This window comes from Sulfurimonas sp., from assembly GCF_034005705.1.
Lineage (GTDB): Bacteria > Campylobacterota > Campylobacteria > Campylobacterales > Sulfurimonadaceae > Sulfurimonas.
This window is the reverse complement of sequence record NZ_JAVEUF010000007.1, coordinates 1-19,649: the sequence shown is the minus strand read 5'-3', so window position 1 is coordinate 19,649 and position 19,649 is coordinate 1. Positions and strand designations below refer to the sequence as shown.

Annotated in this window: 19 protein-coding genes; 3 read left to right on the top strand and 16 right to left on the bottom strand. The window is 41.2% G+C overall.

Annotated elements, in window-relative coordinates; translation table 11 throughout:
- Position 1: 1 nt before the first annotated feature.
- The 16 genes from fliH to bioD form a co-directional block, all read right to left on the bottom strand.
- Positions 2–805 carry a flagellar assembly protein FliH gene (gene fliH, locus RBR61_RS05115; protein WP_320342540.1) on the bottom strand — a complete coding sequence of 268 codons (804 nt, stop codon included), beginning with the start codon at positions 803–805 and terminating at the stop codon, positions 2–4.
- A gap of 1 nt (position 806) precedes the next feature.
- Positions 807–1,835, bottom strand: coding sequence for a flagellar motor switch protein FliG (gene fliG, locus RBR61_RS05110; protein WP_320342539.1), 1,029 nt, complete (start codon positions 1,833–1,835; stop codon positions 807–809).
- Between the two features lie 13 nt (positions 1,836–1,848).
- Positions 1,849–3,549, bottom strand: coding sequence for a flagellar basal-body MS-ring/collar protein FliF (fliF, locus tag RBR61_RS05105; protein ID WP_320342538.1), 1,701 nt, complete (start codon positions 3,547–3,549; stop codon positions 1,849–1,851).
- An 18-nt stretch (positions 3,550–3,567) separates the two neighbouring features.
- On the bottom strand, positions 3,568–4,662 hold the full coding sequence (hisC, locus tag RBR61_RS05100; RefSeq protein WP_320342537.1) for a histidinol-phosphate transaminase: 1,095 nt from the start codon (positions 4,660–4,662) through the stop codon (positions 3,568–3,570).
- Positions 4,649–5,743 carry a prephenate dehydratase gene (gene pheA / locus RBR61_RS05095; RefSeq protein WP_320342536.1) on the bottom strand — a complete coding sequence of 365 codons (1,095 nt, stop codon included), beginning with the start codon at positions 5,741–5,743 and terminating at the stop codon, positions 4,649–4,651. Before pheA ends, hisC begins: the two co-directional genes overlap by 14 nt.
- Positions 5,740–6,516: an HAD-IIA family hydrolase gene (locus RBR61_RS05090; protein ID WP_320342533.1), complete on the bottom strand. Its 777-nt coding sequence runs from the start codon at positions 6,514–6,516 to the stop codon at positions 5,740–5,742. Before RBR61_RS05090 ends, pheA begins: the two co-directional genes overlap by 4 nt.
- Before the next feature lies 1 nt (position 6,517).
- Positions 6,518–7,729 (bottom strand): diaminopimelate decarboxylase, encoded by a 1,212-nt coding sequence (lysA, locus tag RBR61_RS05085; RefSeq protein ID WP_320342531.1) that lies wholly within the window; start codon positions 7,727–7,729, stop codon positions 6,518–6,520.
- 64 nt (positions 7,730–7,793) lie between these two features.
- A complete protein-coding gene (locus tag RBR61_RS05080; protein ID WP_320342529.1) occupies positions 7,794–8,864 on the bottom strand; it encodes an LptF/LptG family permease in 1,071 nt (356 codons plus the stop codon).
- Positions 8,865–8,894: 30 nt separating this feature from the next.
- Entirely contained in the window at positions 8,895–9,455 is a 561-nt protein-coding gene (pth, locus tag RBR61_RS05075; protein WP_320342654.1) for an aminoacyl-tRNA hydrolase, read from the bottom strand.
- Entirely contained in the window at positions 9,455–9,991 is a 537-nt protein-coding gene (locus tag RBR61_RS05070; protein WP_320342528.1) for a 50S ribosomal protein L25/general stress protein Ctc, read from the bottom strand. Before RBR61_RS05070 ends, pth begins: the two co-directional genes overlap by 1 nt.
- Before the next feature lie 63 nt (positions 9,992–10,054).
- The gene (locus RBR61_RS05065) at positions 10,055–11,251 is read right to left on the bottom strand and encodes a PilT/PilU family type 4a pilus ATPase (RefSeq protein ID WP_320342527.1); all 1,197 of its coding nucleotides are present in this window, start codon (positions 11,249–11,251) and stop codon (positions 10,055–10,057) included.
- Positions 11,248–12,228 (bottom strand): transaldolase, encoded by a 981-nt coding sequence (locus RBR61_RS05060; protein ID WP_320342526.1) that lies wholly within the window; start codon positions 12,226–12,228, stop codon positions 11,248–11,250. Before RBR61_RS05060 ends, RBR61_RS05065 begins: the two co-directional genes overlap by 4 nt.
- Positions 12,229–12,272: 44 nt before the next feature.
- Positions 12,273–13,670 (bottom strand): ATP-binding protein, encoded by a 1,398-nt coding sequence (locus RBR61_RS05055; RefSeq protein WP_320342525.1) that lies wholly within the window; start codon positions 13,668–13,670, stop codon positions 12,273–12,275.
- A 14-nt stretch (positions 13,671–13,684) separates the two neighbouring features.
- On the bottom strand, positions 13,685–14,623 hold the full coding sequence (locus RBR61_RS05050; protein WP_320342524.1) for an aminodeoxychorismate synthase component I: 939 nt from the start codon (positions 14,621–14,623) through the stop codon (positions 13,685–13,687).
- Positions 14,613–15,503, bottom strand: a complete 891-nt coding sequence (locus RBR61_RS05045) for an aspartate carbamoyltransferase catalytic subunit (RefSeq protein ID WP_320342523.1) — start codon at positions 15,501–15,503, stop codon at positions 14,613–14,615. Before RBR61_RS05045 ends, RBR61_RS05050 begins: the two co-directional genes overlap by 11 nt.
- Before the next feature lie 22 nt (positions 15,504–15,525).
- Positions 15,526–16,173 carry a dethiobiotin synthase gene (bioD, locus tag RBR61_RS05040; protein ID WP_320342522.1) on the bottom strand — a complete coding sequence of 216 codons (648 nt, stop codon included), beginning with the start codon at positions 16,171–16,173 and terminating at the stop codon, positions 15,526–15,528.
- A 137-nt stretch (positions 16,174–16,310) separates the two neighbouring features.
- Here bioD and RBR61_RS05035 point away from each other — a divergent pair, with 137 nt between their 5' ends.
- From RBR61_RS05035 to aat, 3 genes are read left to right on the top strand one after another with little or no spacing between them, the layout of a single operon-like run.
- Positions 16,311–16,610, top strand: a complete 300-nt coding sequence (locus RBR61_RS05035; RefSeq protein ID WP_320342520.1) for an ATP-dependent Clp protease adaptor ClpS — start codon at positions 16,311–16,313, stop codon at positions 16,608–16,610.
- Positions 16,610–18,790 carry an ATP-dependent Clp protease ATP-binding subunit ClpA gene (gene clpA / locus RBR61_RS05030; RefSeq protein ID WP_320342519.1) on the top strand — a complete coding sequence of 727 codons (2,181 nt, stop codon included), beginning with the start codon at positions 16,610–16,612 and terminating at the stop codon, positions 18,788–18,790. The genes RBR61_RS05035 and clpA overlap by 1 nt, the downstream gene beginning before the upstream one ends.
- On the top strand, positions 18,787–19,482 hold the full coding sequence (aat, locus tag RBR61_RS05025) for a leucyl/phenylalanyl-tRNA--protein transferase (RefSeq protein ID WP_320342518.1): 696 nt from the start codon (positions 18,787–18,789) through the stop codon (positions 19,480–19,482). Before clpA ends, aat begins: the two co-directional genes overlap by 4 nt.
- The last annotated feature ends 167 nt before the right edge of the window (positions 19,483–19,649 follow it).

Here is a 19,649-nt window from a genome sequence, read left to right as displayed (position 1 = left end):
TTTACTCACTTAATGCCGCTCTTTTTACGCGTTCAAATCTTTTTGATATCTGTGAATCTATATTGCCAGCGTCACTTATCGCTATAACTCCGCCAAGGCTCACTGCGCTGTCTGAAATTACTTCTACGTGTGCCAGTGAACCGACTGCCTGTGAAATTGCTCCGTGATCTTTTGGGTTTACTCTAAGTACAACTTTAGATGCGCTCTGAAGCTCTTTTATAAGCTCTTTTGCCAAGGTGAACGCCACTTTTTTGGAGTTCTCCTGAAGCTCGATCTTTATAACCTCTTTTGCAATATCAAGAGCCGCACTTACAAGCTCCTCCTTGATACCCTCCAGAGCACTCTCAAACTCTTTTGCACTACTCTCAAGTTTGGCAACGGAGGCAGAGTACATAGAGATTGCATCGGTTACGCCTTTTTCGCCCTCTTTCGCATGTAGCTCTTTGCCCGTTTCTACACCTTCGGCATAAGACTCCTCTTTGACCTTTGAGAGCTCCGCCTTATGCTCTTCGCTCATATTTTCAAGCTTCATCTGAAGTTTGATGAAGTTCGATGACATCTCATCTGTTTTTTTAAGCAGAGACTCTATCAAAGAGTCTTTTGAACTTGAACTCATTGCAGTAGCATCGATCTCTTTGTCTTCAGCTGTTTGCTGTACTTCCTCTTGAATTGGAGGTTTTTTAGCCACAAGCGATGATTGAGGCGCCTCATTTTGGGTATCGTCAGCACCAAAGGCTAAAACCTTAAAGTTGTACTTATCAACATTATGTTTTGCTATTCTTTGATTAGTGATTATACTTGACAAACTATTCCACCATCTCTTCAGTTGAACTTCCAAGCTGGATCACTCCGCCCTCAGCCAGGCCGTTTACCACCTCGACAATTCTTCTTTGGGCACTCTCGACATCTTTCATCTTAACTGCGCCCATGAACTGCATCTCTTCTTCAAATGCCTCTCTTGCTCTCTCACTCATAGCGCTGAAGAACTTCTCTTTAAGCTCTTCAGGAGCACTTTTGAGTCCAAGCATCAGATCAGGTTTTTCAATAGCTTTTAGAATCTCGACTATCGCATTTTTATCGAGTGTCTCTATATCTTCGAACGTGAACATCATCTCTTTAATGAGGTTAGACATCTCTTCATCTCTCTCTTCGATCTTAGCCAAAGTCTCTTTAGAGGCTTTTGCCCCAAGACGGTTGAAGATATCTGCAACAGCGCGAGGACCGCCGACTTCGACTTTGTACGAAGCAAGAGACTCAAGTTTTGACTCTAACACTGCGGAGACTCTTTTGATGACCGAAGGAGATATATCGCCAAGCTTCGCCATTCTCATTGAGACCTCGCTTCTTAGGTCATCCGGAAAATACTGAAGCGTATCTGCCGCCTCTGTCGCATCCATGTGAGCCAAGATAAGAGCGATTGTCTGAGGATGCTCGTTGATAATAAAGTCTGAGAGCTGTTGAGGCTTGATCTTTGATAGATATGCAAAGTTTTGGGTCTCCTGCATACTTTTTGAGAGTTTTTCAAGTACTTTTTTTGCCTCTTCGGGGCCGAGTGTTCTGTAAAGAAGCTCTCTTGCATACTCAAGACCGCCGGATGTGATGAACTGCCCTGATTGGAAAATCGCATAGAACTCTTCAAGTATAGCAATTGCTACAGCTTTGTCCACACTTCTGTTTGTAGCGATATGCTTTGAGACTTCCGTTATAGCATCAACGTTCATATTTGTAAATATGGCAGCAGTAGCATCTTCGCCCATCTGCATAAGCAGTATCGCGATCTTCTCCGCCATGCTCATCTCATCAAATTTCGCCTGCTGTGTCGGACTTAAATTCATCTACTTCTTACCTCTATTTAATTGATACATCCGCTTCTTCCGTCATCAATGCTTGAAGAACAAGTGCCACCGCTTCAGGTGACTCATCTATCATGCCGCGCACCTTCTCTAGAAGAACATCGTATTTAAGCTCATCTTCACTGAACCCTTCTCCAACGCCAAGCTGTTCTTCAACTTTGCGGCGCATAGATTGAACCTTCTCGACAAGATCCTCGTCCGCATCGTTTTCGATATCAAGAAGCGGTTTGCCGACCTCCTCTTCCTCTTTTGATATCTCAAGCATTCTCTCTGCGAACGGAGAGATGACCTTCTTGTAGAGAATAAGTAGAAGCAGAAGAACAAAAAGGTACTTAAAGAGCTCGGAAAACGGAGCCAGATACGTTTGAGAGAATGTTACCGCCTGATTTACTCTCTGCTGCGTCTTATCGACTTCAGGAAGCTTGAACTGAAGATTCTGGACGCTTATCTGATCCCCTCTCTCTTCATCTATCCCGATAGAGCGGCTCACCAAAGCAGACAGAGCCTCAATATCCGTCTCAGAGAGAGGCTCATACTCCATCTCGTCTGTCGGATTTCCATCGGCATCCAGTTTTGTTTTATATTTTCCGTCAACAACGACAGCCGCTGTCACTCTTTTTATGCGTGCAAATTCGCTCTTTATCGTAGAGACTGTCTTGCCTACCTCATAGTTCGTAGTGCCTGTATTCTTCTCATACTTCTCTGTCGTCTGGTTGTTTGAGAGCCCCTCTACAGGTCCGATATTGCTTATCGTGCCGGGAACTCCGCCTACTTCTGCAGGAGTTGCGCCCTCTCTTTTTTCTTCGCTTATCTGCTCGCTTCTTACAACGTTTTCCGGATCATAAACCTCGGAAGTCGAGCTTTTTATAGAGAAATCGAACTCTATAGTGACCTGAGCTACCACCTTGTCGTCACCGCCGACAAAAGGAGAGATAACCTCTATGATCTTATTTTGCTTTTTCTTCTCTTCTTTGGCCTTGTAGCTCTGTTGAACGGCCGAGAGCTCACCCATCTGAGTCATCTCATCCTCATCTCCTAGAGTCTCGCCGTCGCTGTCTATAAGCATTACATTTGCGGGAGTCAGGTTTGGAACGGCAGCGGATACAAGGTTCTTTATACCTCTGATCTGCTTGGTAGAGAGTCTTCTGCCCTCGACCAGCTTAAGCATGACAGACGCAGTAGGATCAGCTTTTTTCTCAACAAAGAGAGTCTCTTTTGGAAGAGCAAGGCTGACACTCGCTTGCTCTATCGGAGCCAGAGCGTTAATGGTACGCGAGAGTTCCCCCTCTAAAGCGCGAAGGTACTTTACATTTTGGTCAAAGCTTGTTGAACCGAACTCCTGTTTGTCAAAAAGTTCGAACCCAACGCCGCTGTTTTTCGGGATACCAAGCGATGCGATAGCTATACGCTCTTTATAAACCGCACTCTTTGGGACTTTGATGATATTGTTGTCAAAAAGCTCGTACGGAACATTGTCTTTTTCAAGCTGCTCTACAACTTTGGCAGCGTCTTCAGAGGTTAATGAATCAAAAAGAACTTCATACTGACTTAGAGCATCTTTTTTAGCCGTGTAAACAACCATGAAGATTAAAAATGCAACAATGCCTACAACCGCAAAACCAATGATAAGCTTCTGCTGTTTGGTCAGCTTGTCATACAAAACGACCAGTTGTGAAAAAAGTACCTTAAAATCCATCAATTTCCAATTTTTTTATTACAAATATTGTACTACCAGCTCAAAAAAACGGCTGTTTTGTTCATGTGTGCCCACTGTAACTCTTATAGCGTTCATGTTGTAACTGCTTAAGTTTCTAACAATCATACCCTTTTGCAAGAGCTGATTTGATATCTTTGTAGAGTCCTGCTCAGGGTTAAGACAAAGCGTTACAAAATTAGTATAACTGTTTATTATATCTATTTTTTGCTCTTTTGCAAACTCTTCATAGCGTTTCATCTGCTCAAAATTTAGAGTTATACTTTTCTTCACAAATTCCTCGTCATTTAGCGCTTCGCTTGCCGCTTCCAAAGAGAGTGTCGTAATATTAAACGGAGGTCTCAGCTTATAGAGCTCCTCTATTATTTTACTCTCCGCCAAGCCGTACCCGACTCTCATACCGCCAAGACCGTATGCCTTTGAAAAAGTACCGAGATAGATAACATTGTCAAACTTCTCTATAAGCTCTTTTGGAACTATCTCTTTTTTACTCTCTTTAGCAATTGCGTACTCCATATATGCACCGTCTATCACTACAAGAGTATCGTTATCTATTTTGCCTAAAAAGTCATATATCTTGTCGGTATCAAGTGCGTCTCCGGTAGGGTTGTTCGGTGTACAGATGAAGATAATCTCGGGCTTCTCTTCTTTGTAAAGCTCATAGAACTCATCAAGATCATGCTCTTGTGAAGTAGTTCTTATAACCTCTGCGCCAACATGCTTAGCGTATATCTCATACATGGCAAATGTTATGGAGTTCATTAGAATCTTTGTGCCGTTTGAAGCTTTTGCATGGATAAGAAACTCTATGACCTGATCGCTTCCCGAACCGATTATCACATTGGAGTTTTGCACGCCGTATCTGGCACTAAGACCATTTTTAAGCTTTATCATCGAATCGTCAGGATAGAGCGCCATCTTTGGCAATATTGCACCGACAGCCTCTATAACTTTTGGCGAACAACCCAGAGGATTTTCGTTTGAAGCGAGCTTCACAATATCTTTTGGCTCTATACCAAACTCTCTTACGACCAACTCTATAGGCTTTCCTGCCTCATATGTTTTAATATTTTGCAAATTTTTATTGAACTTCAATCTCTTCACCTTTTACGTAACTTCCTAGCCAAGTTACCTCATCTTTATGTTTTTCTAGCACTTCTTGAACATTTTTATCATCTATATGACCGTAAAAATCCATAAAAAACAGATACTCAAATCCACCCTTCTCTTTTAGAGGACGGGACTCTATTTTTGATAGATTTATCTTTTTTGCATCAAAATCCTGTAGAAAATGGACCAAAGAACCTGCTTTTACTGAGTCCTTAAGTCTTACCAGGATAGATGTCTTGTCATCTTCGCTTTTTTGATTTTTAAAGTCGCTTAATATTACAAAGCGGGTTTGCGAGCCTATGTCGTCTTCGACATGATCAAACATCGTCGGAACGCCGTATAGCTTTGCGGCAATATGACTGCAGATCGCAGCCGCATTTGGATTCTCGGCTGCCATTATAGCGGCCTTTGCGGTCGACTCGACAGGAATCTGTTCAACATTGACCAAGTTGTGTTCCTGCAAAAACTCTCTGCACTGTCCAAACCCCTTGTCTTTTGAGTATATCTTTGTAATTTCACTCAGTTTTTTCGCTTTTGTAGCAAATGACATATGGATCGGCATATAGAGCTCTGCAACAACTTTAACCGGGCTTTTTGCAAGCAGGTCCAGCGTCTCGCCTACAACTCCGTCTCTTGAGTTCTCGATCGGGACAACGCCGAATTTTGCCCTCTTTGCTTCTAGCGTTTTAAAAACAGAGTGGATAGAGCTAAGAGAGAGGTAGTCGCTCATAGCTCCAAAACGGCTCTCTGCTGCCTGATGGGTAAAACTCCCCTCAGGGCCCAGATACGCTATACGCTCGGGAAGTTCTAGATTTCTTGAGACCGCAAATATCTCCAAGAATATAGCCTCGATTGCAGCAGCATTCAATGCTCCGTTTTGCTCAATGCTCTGCTCGGTCAATCTCTGAATAATCGCCTTTTCTCTCTCGGGTCTGTAGATTGCACCGTTAGAGCTTTTTTTGATCTCGCCCACATGTTTGACAACTTCCATTCTTTGATTGAGCAGTTTTAATATCTCATCATCTATAGCATCAATCGCTACTCTGCAATCATCTAATGTTTTCATAACGCCTCCAAAATTTCTTGCATATCTGCATAAACCGCGTCAGGTCTTAGCTCCTCTTTTAAAAAGGGGATTATCTCGCCGGCACTCTTATACTTTCCGCTTGTAACGAACACTGTTTTCATCCCGAGCTCTTTTGCTCCGCCCAAGTCTCCCTTTACATCATCGCTTATGATAGTTATATCGCTAAACTCCGCATCTTTTTGCTGCTTTCTAATCGCCGCCAACGCCTCGGAGTAAAAAGAGGTGCTCGGCTTTCCAACAACGTCGTAGCTGCAAGATGTCGCAAACTCAAGCATCTTCAATATCGCTCCCACTCCGGGGTATCTTTTGGCATTTTTAGCATATATTGAGGTCTCATGCATCCCGACCAGAGATGCGCCTCCTAGCAAAAAGTCGATTATCTGCGCATACTCCTGCGCAGAAAAATCCTCTTTTATGGCGATCAAAACACTCTTTGGGTTTTCATAGTTGAGTGTGTAGCCCATCTTTTTTAAAACTTCCAAGAACTCTGCAGCGCCGTATGCCGCGACACTCTCTTTTGCAACGCGTGATTCTAGGAGCATCAAAGGGTCAAGGTAGCGTGAAAAATCAAAATTAAAACCACTTGAGCGAAGGAAGTTGTAAAAATCCAAAGATGCTTTTTTGGTGTTGTTGGTAAGGATCATATAGGGAATATTTTTTTCATTGAGTCTGTCTATGAACTCAATGCTCCCTCTTATAGGAGATTTATCTTCGTCGCTGATGAGAGTACCTTGAACATCAATAAAATACATCTTATTTAACCAAATAATCTTTCTCTAGCGCTATAAGATCTTCAAACTCCTCGCGTCTGCGAATAACTCTTGATTCGCCGCCTTTTATAGCAACTTCGGCACTTCTTCCTCTTGTGTTGTAGTTGCTTCCCATTCCAAAACCGTAAGCTCCGGCACTGTGGATAACAAGCAGGTCGTTATGCTCCAGAGTCGGCAGCATACACTCTTTTGCAAAAAAGTCGCCGCTCTCGCAAACAGGACCGACCACATCCGCCTCACTAAGCTCACCTTTACTCTGGGTTATTGCCTCGATCTTATGATACGCCTTATAAAGACTCGGACGCAGAAGATCGTTCATAGCGCCGTCAACTACGACAAATCTCTTCGCTCCGTTCTTCTTCTCATAGAGTACTTTTGTTAAAAAATATCCTGCATTTGCGGTCAAGAATCTTCCAGGCTCACACACTATCGTCAGGTCAAGTCCCTTTAAAGTTCCAAGTACCGCCTGTGCGTAATCGTAAGGTTTTATGGTAACCTCATCTTTATAGGTCACACCGAGTCCTCCGCCGATGTCAAAAAACTTCAACTCTATCTTTATGCTTTGAAGTGAGCGCACCATATCAGATACAATCTCGGCAGACTCGTAGATAGGCTTTAGTTCTGTCAGCTGAGACCCTATGTGAAAATGGATTCCGACAGGGTCGAGATGCTCTGAATTGTTCGCGCGGATATACATTCTCTTCGCACTCTCTATGTCTACTCCGAACTTGTTGTCATGAAGTCCTGTAGAGATGTATGGATGCGTCAACGGGTCAATATTCGGATTTACTCTTATGCTGATCCTGCAGTTTGCGCCAAGCTCTTTTGCAATAAGCTCTACACGTCCAAGCTCAGCCTCGCTCTCTACGTTTATGTAGAGTATGTCTTTCTCAATCGCTTCGCGTATCTCTTCATCGCTCTTTCCTACGCCTGAGAAAATTATCTTATAGCTTGGAACACCAGCCAAAAATGCACGGCGCACCTCTCCGATGGAGACACAGTCGGCTCCGCTTCCCATTTGGGCGAAATGGTTGATGACGCTGAGATTGGAGTTTGATTTTATTGCATATGCCAGAAGGGATTTTCTCCCTTTAAAAGCCTCTTTAAGCTCTTCGTACTGCTTTGTCATATAATCCAGGTCATATATATAAAGCGGTGTTTTGTATTTGGATGCAAGTTCTCTAAAATTGATCATAAAAGTCCCGAATATTTTTTAGGGCATTCTATCCAAAAAGTACTTATATTTTTGTTATAAACCCTTAAGTAGCGAGGCGATATCTTCTCCACTGCCGAAGAGCTATCAAAAAGAGAATAAAGACGGGAAGTATGATTCCTACTTCGCTTGCGAGTGTTTTGTGGCTTGAGAGCTCAATTAGCGCAAACAGCACTGCCCATATCATCAATGAAGATATTATTGCTGCAAAACTAAAGAGAGAAATATTTAAAAATCTTACACTGATTGGCACGAAAAAGAAGATAATAACAACAAGGCTCGGCACAAAGAACGGGTATACAAATATCTTGTATAGTGAACTTTTGACGACATCCGTATTTATCTTCTGCTCATTAAGGAGCATATACGCATCGATCGCATCTTTTATGGTAAAGTTCACTTTACCCTCGTAAACCTGGTCGAGCATCTTAGGACGAAAGCCTTGAAGTATCTTTAAATCTTTCTCTTTTGTGACTTTTATCCCCAAAGAGTCAAAGTTGATCTCATCAGGTTTTGTAATTATATCCGCTGCATTTATATGCCACGCATCATCCCGGTATCTCGCTCTTTTTGCAACCAGAACCTCTTTTAGAGAGTTGTTGCTGAAACTAAATACCCTTACATCCACTGCGCTCTCCTGCAGCGGGAGCATCTTTGAGAAGTAGACGAACTTGTCTTTGTATGTAAAGAAAAGATCCCTTGTAGGGCTTAGGTATTGAGCATTTTTGCGAATGTTTTTAGCCATCTCATCCGCTCTTGCAAAGTTTGAGACCGAATGCAGTGATATAAAAATAAGAATTATTACAGTAGATACCACAACAAATGGCTTGAGAATATCAACCCTTGAGTAGCCCAAAGAGTAAAAAGAGACCAAAGCATTTGAGCGGATAAGAAATATCTTGGTGCTTATCATTGCAAAGACAAGCGAGAGCGGCAGAAGCATATCGATGGCAAAAAAGGTCTTATAGACAAGGTAGATAAGAAGAAGGTTCGCAGAAATGTCGAGTTTTTCGGCACTTCCCATATAGTCGAATCCGACCAGGAACATCACAAGTGCGCTTAAAATAATAAGAAAGTATTTTATGTAATGAAAAGAGATATATTTAAACGCCAACATAGTGTGCAAGTCCAATTAAAAAATGTAGTGCTATTTTAGCTGAAATTTTTTAATTGTATATTTAGCGCTTACATCTTCTAACGGATGCTCAAGCAAAGATTCAACGGCTTCAGACGCAAAAGATATCCATTTGGCCAAATGCTCCTGCTCATCTTTGTTAAAATCACTCAAAACATAAGAGGAGACCTCCCCTTTATGTTCGGGCTTTCCTATGCCCATTCTCACTCTTATATACTCTCTTGAGATATTCTCATCCGTTGATTTAAGTCCGTTATGTCCGCCATGACCGCCTCCTTTTTTAAAACGAAGCGTGCCGAATGGCAGGTCTAAATCATCATGTACTACAACTACTTCTTCGATTTTATAGAACTTTTTTACGGCTGCAATAGATATGCCTGATAGATTCATAAAAGTAAGTGGTTTTAATAGATAATGATTTGAAAACTTGAAGAGTTCGCCGTTAAATGACGAGGAAGAGAGCTTTTGGGCGTCAAGCCTTTTAGCAAGCTCGTCAATAACCATAAAACCTATGTTATGACGAGTCTTTTCATACTTCGGGCCAGGATTACCCAGACCGACTATAAGCATGATTACTTAGCTTTGATTACACTCAGTACAGATACGCGATCAGAATCTGTGAATGTAACGTTATCTACCTTTGCAAGATCACGTACCATTTTTGCATCGCCTACGTCCATTTTTGTAACATCAACATTGATGGCATTAGGAACGTTCTCGATCGCAGCTTTTACTCTTAGACGAGGTTTTGAAATGTGTACAAGACCTTTGTTCTTAAGTCCTATTGCTTCACCTTGTGGAACAACTGGTACATGGTAGTGTGTCACAACACCTGGTTGTGCTACCATCAGGTCAACATGTAAAAGTTTAGATGTTACGGGATGTGCTTCATACGACTGAACAACAACATTCATCTCTTTTGATCCAACTTTTACCGGGAACGATAAAGTCTCTTTGTTGCGAACAGTACGGATATACTCATTCTCTTTGAATGCAGCGTGAATATTTTCAAGCCCTTTTCCGTAAATATTTGCAATTAGATAACCATCGCGGCGAAGCGCTTTCGTGCTTTGTTTGCCAATACTCTCTCTAATAATGCCTTCTAACATGTTAAATCCTTAATAAAAAATGTTTGGAATTATACTTATTTAAGCTTTAATTGTAGTTAAAACTTATTTTAAATCAAAAACATCCTCATCAATGCTTCTTGCATTGCCGTTTCGCTCCGCTTTTTTAAGTACATCCGCCGCATTACCGCTGTTGAGTCCGCTCATCTTCAGCTCAAGATCAGACGCACTTGTAGCATAATCTTTAGCTCTCTCTTTTGTGATGATTCCAGCATTGTAAATATCCAGAATATGCTGATCGAAACTTTGAGACTTATAGTGCTCACGACCTTTTTCTATCGCCTCTTTGATCTCATAATCCCTGTTTTCGAGTATCAGCTTCTCAATCGTAGGCGTCTTAACAAGTATCTCCATAGCCGCAATTCGCTTATCCTCCTTTGTAGGAATAAGTCTTTGCGATATTACCCCTTTTAAAACGCCGGCAAGAGAGAGACGAACACGATTCTGCTCCTCATTTGGAAAGATTGCGATAATACGGTTAATGGTCTCTTTTGCATCAAGTGTGTGAAGCGTTGAGAAGACCAGGTGTCCCGTATCTGCCGCATGAAGTGCAAGCTCTATGGTCTCGCGGTCCCTCATCTCCCCGACAAGTATAATATCCGGGTCTTCACGTAAAGCAGCTCTTAGAGCTCTATCAAAAGAGAGAGTATCTTGTCCTAACGAGCGTTGATTTATGATACATCCTCTATCTTTATGCACAAATTCAATAGGATCTTCAATGGTTATAATATGCTTTTTTTGAGTTGTATTGATCTCATGCACCATTGCCGCAAGCGTAGTTGACTTACCGCTACCCGTTGTTCCGGTGACCAGGATAAGCCCGCGCGTCTCTTTGGTAAAAGTTCTTATCATCTCCGGATATTTCATCTCATCGATCGTAGGAATGGTCATAGGAATAACACGGAATACAAAAGAGGGACCGTCTGTTTGAAAAAAGATATTTACACGGAAACGGTTACGCTCGTCAAACTGATAGACAAGGTCGACCTCTTTATTCTCAACAAGCTCCGCATACCTGCCTCTTAGTATCTCTTTAGCCAAAGTCATAGCATCGTCGTAGGAGAAAATACTGCCAGAAAACGGAACAATGGTTCCGTTGATTCTCGCTCTGATAACACCGTTTGACTTGACATGCAAGTCACTTCCTCCGTTTTCAATGAGCTTTTTAAGATAAGCTCTGATCTTTTTGATCTGCTCAAACGTTAATTGACTTACATCCACTTCATTTCTATTTTCGCTCATAATGACTCCAATATATCTTTAAATGCATCTTTGAAAGATTTCAATCCATCAGCTATCTGCTTATCCAGCAGAGAATCAAAATCTATGCCTAAACCTCTGACCTTTTCAAAATGTTCCTTTATTGTATGGGTTGGGATCGGTAAAGCACTCTGCTTCAGGCCGTTTTGATGAAACGCTTTTATCGTATCTACCGGAGCAGTATTTACGCTGTTGTATGCTAAAAGTTTCTCCACATAGTAGTGAGGAGGAAGCGAATCATCCTTTACGCCTGTGCTTGCAAAAAGAGTCCTGCACCCCTCTACTCCCATTGACTCTACTTCCGAGTAGATATCTGCACTGTTGTAGATTCCGCTGAGTGCAACCTCTACTCCGCCTTTAGCTAACTCCTCATCAAGTGCTCTGTCTATCCTGCTTACAAATACGCTTATAACGGTATCTACCTTCGCTCCATATTGTGCCAGACCCTCTCTAAAAGCATCTGCACATGAGACAGCCTGCTCTTTTTTGAATATCAAGGTGGCATTTACCGGTATCCCGCTTCCTACAAGCTCTCTCATTGCAACGTAGCCGGCCTCAGTAGCGGGAACTTTTATCATCACGTTTTTGCGCTCTATCTCAGAGTATAGCCTCTTGCCTTCTTCTATGGTAGCATCGGCATCGTCGCAAAGATATGGATCTACCTCTATGCTCACATAGCCGTCATCACCTTTTTTATACAAAGGCTCGAGTATTTCTGAGGCTTTTCGTATATCGTAGATCGCAAGAGCCTCATACTTCTCTTTGGGCGACAATGAACCGAGTTTTGAGAGCTGCTCTTTATACGCGCTTGAAGTCAAAATTGCATTTTTAAATATTGCCGGATTGGACGTTGCACCGTTTACGATACCGCTCTCTATCAGCTCTTTAAACTCTCTGTCCAAGTAGTCTCTCTCTATAAAATCTGCCCACAAAGAGAACTTCAAATCTTTCAAATACATCTACAAACCTTAAGTCATTTTGGTAAATTATAGCTCAAAAACTCTTAAGCAATATTTTTAGGAATCTTTATAATAAAAAGTGATCCATCCTTAGATGTCTCTACTCCTATTTCTCCGCCGAACTGCTTCTCTATTATCATCTGGCTCATATAAAGACCCAGCCCCGTTCCGTTTTTGCCTTTGGTGCTAAAGTACGGTTCAAAAAGGTGCGGCAAATTTTGACTATCTATGCCGCCTGCGTTATCCTCGATATATATAAAGACCCTCTCGCCGACTATTTTTGCACCGATATTTATAAAAGAGTCATTTTTCTTGACCTCGTTATGTGCGTCTATAGCATTGTTTAAAATATTTAGCACGACCTGTACGAGCTCATTTATATAGGTCTTAACCTCTATCTCCTCGCTCCTGCTGATTGATATCTTTATCCCTCTGTCGCTTACTCTAGACATTGCAAAGTTTAGAGCCCTTTGAAGCAGGTCATGTATCTCGATGTTCTGCATCTCTTTATCTGGATGAAAATAGGTCTGAAAATCATCGATCGTATCGGATAGATAGACTATGGTATCACTGATATTGCTAAGGGCTTCATCAATATCTTCACCGCTTCTGTCCTGCCCAAGCAGCTGCTTAAACTGAAGGTTGGCTATCTGCAGCGTAATCGTAGAGAGCGGCTGCCTCCACTGATGCGCTATCATACTTATCATCTCACCCATCACCGCCTGTTTTGACTGAGCCTCCAATATCTGATCTTTGCTTCTTAGCTCTTCAAGCTTCTGCTCGACCTTTAGCTCCAGCGACTCGTTAAGTTTGGTAAGCTCTGTAGTTTTGTCTTTTACCTGCTTTTCAAGCTCAGAGTTAAAGTTTCGCAGCATCTCTTGCTGCTCTACAATAACAGATCTCGCTTCATCTATCTTCTTTTGATAAAAGTAGATAATTATACTGATTATGACCAAAACAAAAGAGATGTATGTAACTTGGTACATCGTATATTTTATATCCAAAAGGCTCTGCAGAGGCGCTATAATAAGCATAAAAAGAACGAAGAGAAGCCAATATACCGCATGTACGGTCTTTTGAAAATATAGAAGTATTATGGGGTATGTGAAGATCCAGAGATGCTTAAGATCGCTTGGCTCACCAGTATAGATGAGAAACAGAAATAAAAAAGTATATTGCAGCGTCATGGTCATTGCAAAGAACTCAAAAAAGTGGCGATACCTTCTTAGAGCAAAAAACATTATGATATTCATAAATAAAAGGGTGATCTCTATGGGGATAAAACCTGGGATCTCTCTTACATAGTTTCCTATTATCCCGTATATCAGTCCGCCTCCGGAGAGCAGTATACCGATATTTACCATCTGATATCTGTTTTTCAGGTCCTGCTGTGTCTCGTTAAAATCCCATCCACTTGTAAAAAAACCATCTAGTTTAAGCATTACTATCTCCTCTTTTATGGCAGATAAACTTTGTTTAAAAGCTCTTCATACTCGCTTTTGGCATCACTCTCCAGAGTTATTCCTCCGCCGCTTTTGTAGATATAGCCGTCTTTGGTTTTCTCGATAAACCTTATCATAACCGCACTCTCAAACGTTTTGCCGTCATAGACACCGAATACTCCGCTGAAGTATCCCCTCTCATAATCTTCAACCTCGTCAATTATATCTAAAGTGCTCTTTTTTGGCGCTCCGCTTATACTTCCCGCAGGCAAGAGCGTTTTTAAAATATCCCCGATTTTTGCATGCCAATCGCTCCCCACATCTCCGCTTATGTGCGAGCTTACATGCAGAAGCTCTTTATCTCCCGCCTCTATTTTTGTTATATATCTGAACTCCTCTACTTTGACATTTTTTGCCATGATGGAGAGATCATTTCTTAGCAGGTCCACTACCATAACATGTTCAGCCATCTCTTTTGGATTGTTCAATATAAGCTCTTTTGCATTTGGTATTGAGGCATCTATGGTGCCTTTCATAGGAAAGGTTGATATCTTAGAGCCTTTTATCTCAACAAACTGCTCGGGAGAGAAGCAGACGAACTCATCTTTGTATCTAAGCTTATAGCGCGCATTTGCACATACAAACATCTCTTTTAGGCTCATCTCGCTCTTTACTTTTGTAGGCTGTGTGAGATTTAAAAGATAGGTGTCGCCCGCTTTTATTCTATCTATCACAAGGTCAAACTTTTTTTTATAGTCGCCAAATGAGACTGTCTGCTTATCAAAAAAGTCCGCATGAGATTTTATAGAGTAGTTTTTTGTAGTGGAGTATTCGACGTCTTGTGAGTCAAGTTCGCCAAGAGGGATGACTTTGAGGTTTTTTGCCCAAAAGTCGGAAATAAATAAAAAAGGCTCCCTCTTTTTGCCCAGAGAGTTTAGATCATCAAACGTCATAAATAAGTTTTTTAAGCACTGCCATTCTGATCGCTACGCCGTTTGAGACCTGTTCTAAAACTTTGCACCTCTTATCTGCCAACAGTGCGTCGCAAATATCTATATTTCTATGCACCGGCCCAGGGTGAAGCAGCACTATATCTCTCTCCCCCAAAAGCTCGGTCGTTATACAGAAGTCGCTTGCATAATCTTTTAGAGATGCGTAGGTCTGGGAAGAGTGTCTCTCGGTCTGTGTTCTTAGACTCATGATGACATCCACTTCATCAATGATCTCTTTTAAAAAATGTGTACTTCTTAGATCTGTCTTTGGCAAGAACTGCGGAGGAGCGACTAAAATGACCTCCATGCCGAATCTGCCAAGCAGTTCAATATTGGAGTTTGCAACTCTTGAATTTTTTATATCACCCACGATCGCTATCTTTTTTCCCCTTACATCACCAAAATGCTTCTTAAGCGTAAAAAGGTCTAAAAGTGCCTGAGTAGGATGAGCGTGAGCACCGTCTCCGGCATTAATTATCGAAGCGTTGGTATGATTTGAGAGGATTTTAGGAACACCGGAGTTTTGATGTCTGACAATTATAGCATGCGGGCTCATTGCATCAAGATTCATTGCCGTATCTACGAGTGTTTCGCCTTTTTTGGTAGAGCTGTTCGCGACATCCAGATGCACAACTTCCGCTCCAAGCCTCTTTGCTGCTATCTCAAAAGAGCTTCTTGTCCTTGTAGAGTTTTCAAAAAAGAGCGTGACTATGATCTTGTCCTCTAATATCTTATCAAGCTTTGCACCATCTTTTATGCTCTTGCCAAACAGGTCGGCATCTTGTAATATTGCCTCTATCTCTTTAACCGTAAAATCTGCAGTCGTAGTTAAATGTTTCATAACGCTCTTTTTTTAAAATAATTCATAAATTATACAAGACATCACATATAATATCAATATCACGGGAGAGTTTTAAAACCCTAAAATCCGTTTTTAAAAAGTAGGGCTCGGATATTTTAGAGAAGCTCTCATCATCCTCTTTGCAGTTAAACGCCACAGCGTGCTCTATTTTTCTCTCTTCTAAAGCTTTTTTGCTTAGCAGCGTGTCGTTTATGCAGCCAAGAGAGCAGTGAGTTACAAGAAGAGCTTTTGCATTAAGCAGCGAGATAAGATCGACCATCATATACTTCTCATCAATGGGAACGTAAAGCCCGCCGGCACCTTCAATGATAATGATGTCGCAGAAGGCTTCAAGCTCCTCTATTTTTGTCAATATTTTTTTCAGATCAAGCGGTGCATTGTTTGAAGCGACAAACGGAGCTGCTGCCATCTCATAGATGATCGGTGCTATATCCTCGGCCTCAAGATGCCATAGTTTGGTATTTAGCTCTTTCACCTCCTCCAAAAGCTCCTCAGCGTCCTCTGCATATCCGTTGACGACACCGGTCTCTATCGGCTTTATTACGCCTACCTTAAGACCGCGGGAAGCATACTCTCTAAGAAGAAGTTTTGTCGTATATGTTTTGCCTATATTTGTGTTTGTAGCAGTTACGAAAATTCGTTTTGTCATAGTTATCTCTATTTTGTTATAATTTTTAACAATTAGACTGCTTACAAAATTAAAAACTAAGTGAGCGATTCTGCAGCCCAGCGAAGCCTCAGCGAATCTGTTTTTGGTTTTGTAAGAAAATTTATTATAGGAAAATTATGGCAACAAATACAGATTTAGAGACCATCAACGAGATATCGCTGAAATATCCTAAAAAATATAAAGTATTTATTTTAAATGACGACTATACTTCTATGGACTTTGTCGTAGATGTTCTCATGAGCATATTTCATAAAAGTTATGAGGAAGCAGAGGCTATCATGCTTGAAGTTCATAAAAAAGACAAAGGTATTTGTGGTGTCTATACCCACGAGATAGCACAGACCAAGGTTATGCAGGTGCATAAAAGAGCCAGAGAGAGCGGATTTCCTCTCAGAGCCGAGATGGAGGAAGAGTAGTGATAAGTTATACATTAAACGAAGTTTTTCAAAAATCTATTCTATATGCAAAAGAGCTTAGACATGAGTATATTACCATTGAACACGTCTTTTACCAGATACTAAACTCACCCGAAGGTGCGAAGATCATATTCGCATGCGGCGGAGACGTAGCTAAGATGAAAGAGCTTATGAAAAACTATATAGACACAAACATAGGTACACTTGAGCAAAATATAGAAGAGGAGCCATTTGAGAGTCTTGCACTCTCAAGACTGATCGAGAGAATGATAAAACATATTCAAGGCTCAGGTCAGCAGAGCGCTGATATAGGAGACCTGCTAGTTGCCATCTATGATGAAGTGAACTCCTTTGCTTACGCACTCTTAAAAGAGTCTCATATTTCAAGACTGGATATTTTGGAAGTTATTTCACATACCAACGAGAAAGAGAACTTAAAAGAGAATGACTCATACCTTGAAAAATACTCTATAAATCTGCTTCTAAAAGCAAGAGAGGGAAAAATAGACCCGGTGATCGGCAGAGACGACGAGATACAAAGAGTCACACAGATACTATGCCGCAGAAAAAAGAACAACCCTATTTTAGTAGGAGAGGCTGGTGTCGGAAAAACAGCTATTGCAGAGGGGTTGGCGCTAAACATAGTCGCTCTCAAAGTTCCTCCCATCATACAAAATACAGAGCTTTATGCACTTGATCTGGGAGCAATGCTTGCAGGAACAAAATATAGAGGAGATTTTGAAAAACGTCTAAAAGGCGTTATGGATGAGTTAAAATCAATCCCAAATGCCATTCTTTTTATAGATGAGATCCACACTCTTATAGGTGCGGGTGCGACAAGCGGAACTATGGATGCGGCAAATCAGCTAAAACCTGCCCTTGCATCAGGCGAACTAAAGTGCATGGGCGCGACTACATTTGCAGAGTACAGAAACGGTTTTGAAAAAGACAAGGCTCTAAGCAGAAGATTCTCTAAAGTAGATATCAACGAGCCGTCTGCTAAAACAACATATAAAATATTAAAAGGGCTAAAGAGCAAATATGAAGAATATCACAATGTGACCTTTACCGACAAGGCTTTAAAAACTGCTATTGATCTCTCCAAAAGATATATTACTGATAAATTCTTGCCGGACAAAGCGATCGACCTTATAGATGAGACCGCCGCATCTTTTCATCTTAAAAACAAGAAAAAAAGAGTTGTAGGTTCAAATGATATCGAAAACACCATCTCAAAAATTGTCGGTATTTCAAACTCAAAAGTGACTCATGACGAAACACTCTCTCTTGCAAATCTGGAAGAGAATTTACGTAAAAAAGTAATAGGACAGGACAGAGCTGTAGCAGAAGTTGCAAAAGCGATAAAAATATCCAAAGCAGGTCTTACTCCGCAGAACAAACCTATTGCATCATTTCTGTTCTCCGGCCCAACCGGAGTCGGCAAAACGGAACTAGCCCTCTCTCTCAGTCAAACTCTAGGCATAAATTTTGAGAGATTTGATATGAGCGAATATATGGAAAAGCATGCCGTAAGCCGTCTTGTCGGAGCACCTCCTGGCTACGTCGGATATGAGCAGGGAGGTCTTTTGACAGAAGCTATAAAAAGACACCCATATACTGTTTTACTCCTAGATGAGATCGAAAAAGCACATCCTGATCTTGTAAATATTTTACTTCAGATCATGGATAATGCAACCCTGACCGACAATAACGGATACAAGGCTAATTTTCAAAACGTTATATTAATAATGACATCAAATGTAGGTGCGACTGCCAGAAGCGTTATGGGATTTAATAAAGATGATTCGCTCTCGAAAAATGAGGAGCTTAAACTCTTTTTTACCCCGGAATTCAGAAACAGGCTTGATGCGGTTGTAGAGTTTTCTCAACTAAATAGTGAAATTGTCAAAGGCATTGTAGAGAAATTTATAGAAGAGCTAAACAGTGACCTAAAAAAGAAAAAAATAACCGTAACACTATCCCCAAAAGCCGTAGAGTTTATCGCCAAAAGCGCCTACTCTCCTGAAATGGGTGCAAGACCGATCAAAAGATATATTCATGACAATATAACAAACAAGCTCAGTGATGAGATACTCTTTGGCAAACTGAAAAACGGCGGAAGTGTAAATGTCTCTTTTAACAAAAAATTGATTTTAAAATTTAAAGAGTCCGGCGTTTGAATATACCAAAACTCTCAAAATACGACCTGCTCTTTCCTGACCCAAACAGCGCAAACGAAGACGGCATAGTCGCCTGGGGAGGCGATTTAAATCCGTCTAGGCTCATTCGCGCCTACCAAAACGGCATATTTCCGTGGTACGGCAAAGATGACCCTGTTATATGGTGGTCAACCGACCCCAGGCTTATTATGGAGTTGGATGATTTCAGACTAAGCCGCTCTTTAAAAAAAAGCATGAAAAAATTCGAGTACAGGTTTGATACAAACTTTACAGAGGTTATAAAACAGTGCAGCACTGTAAAGAGAGATAACCAAAACGGTACTTGGATACAAGACGATATTATAGAAGCGTACACCCTTCTTCATGGTATGGGTATGGCACATAGCGTTGAGAGCTATAAAGATGGAAAACTTGTAGGCGGGCTTTATGGGGTTGTCGTAGGTAAAGTATTTTGCGGAGAGTCCATGTTCTCTCTCGTAAACGATGCATCAAAATCTGCTTACGGAGTTTTGGTAAAACATCTAAAATTTTGGGGATATGACTTTATAGATTGTCAGGTACCGACAGAGCATCTAAAAAGCCTAGGTGCAAAAGAGGTCGCAAGAGAGTACTTTTTGGATAGATTAAAAAGAGTAAATATGCACAATATAGAACATAGATGGAATATTGAAAAGTCGTTGCTAACTGATTAAAAGATTTGATTTAAATAAATTGGATTGATTGAATAAGTTTTCATGCTTTTGTTTTGATTATTTATATTGTAGAGGAAATGACCAACTAGGCAGCGACCTACGTTCCCACACCTGAAAGGTGCAGTATTATCAGCGATGAGAGGCTTAGCTTCTGGGTTCGGAATGGG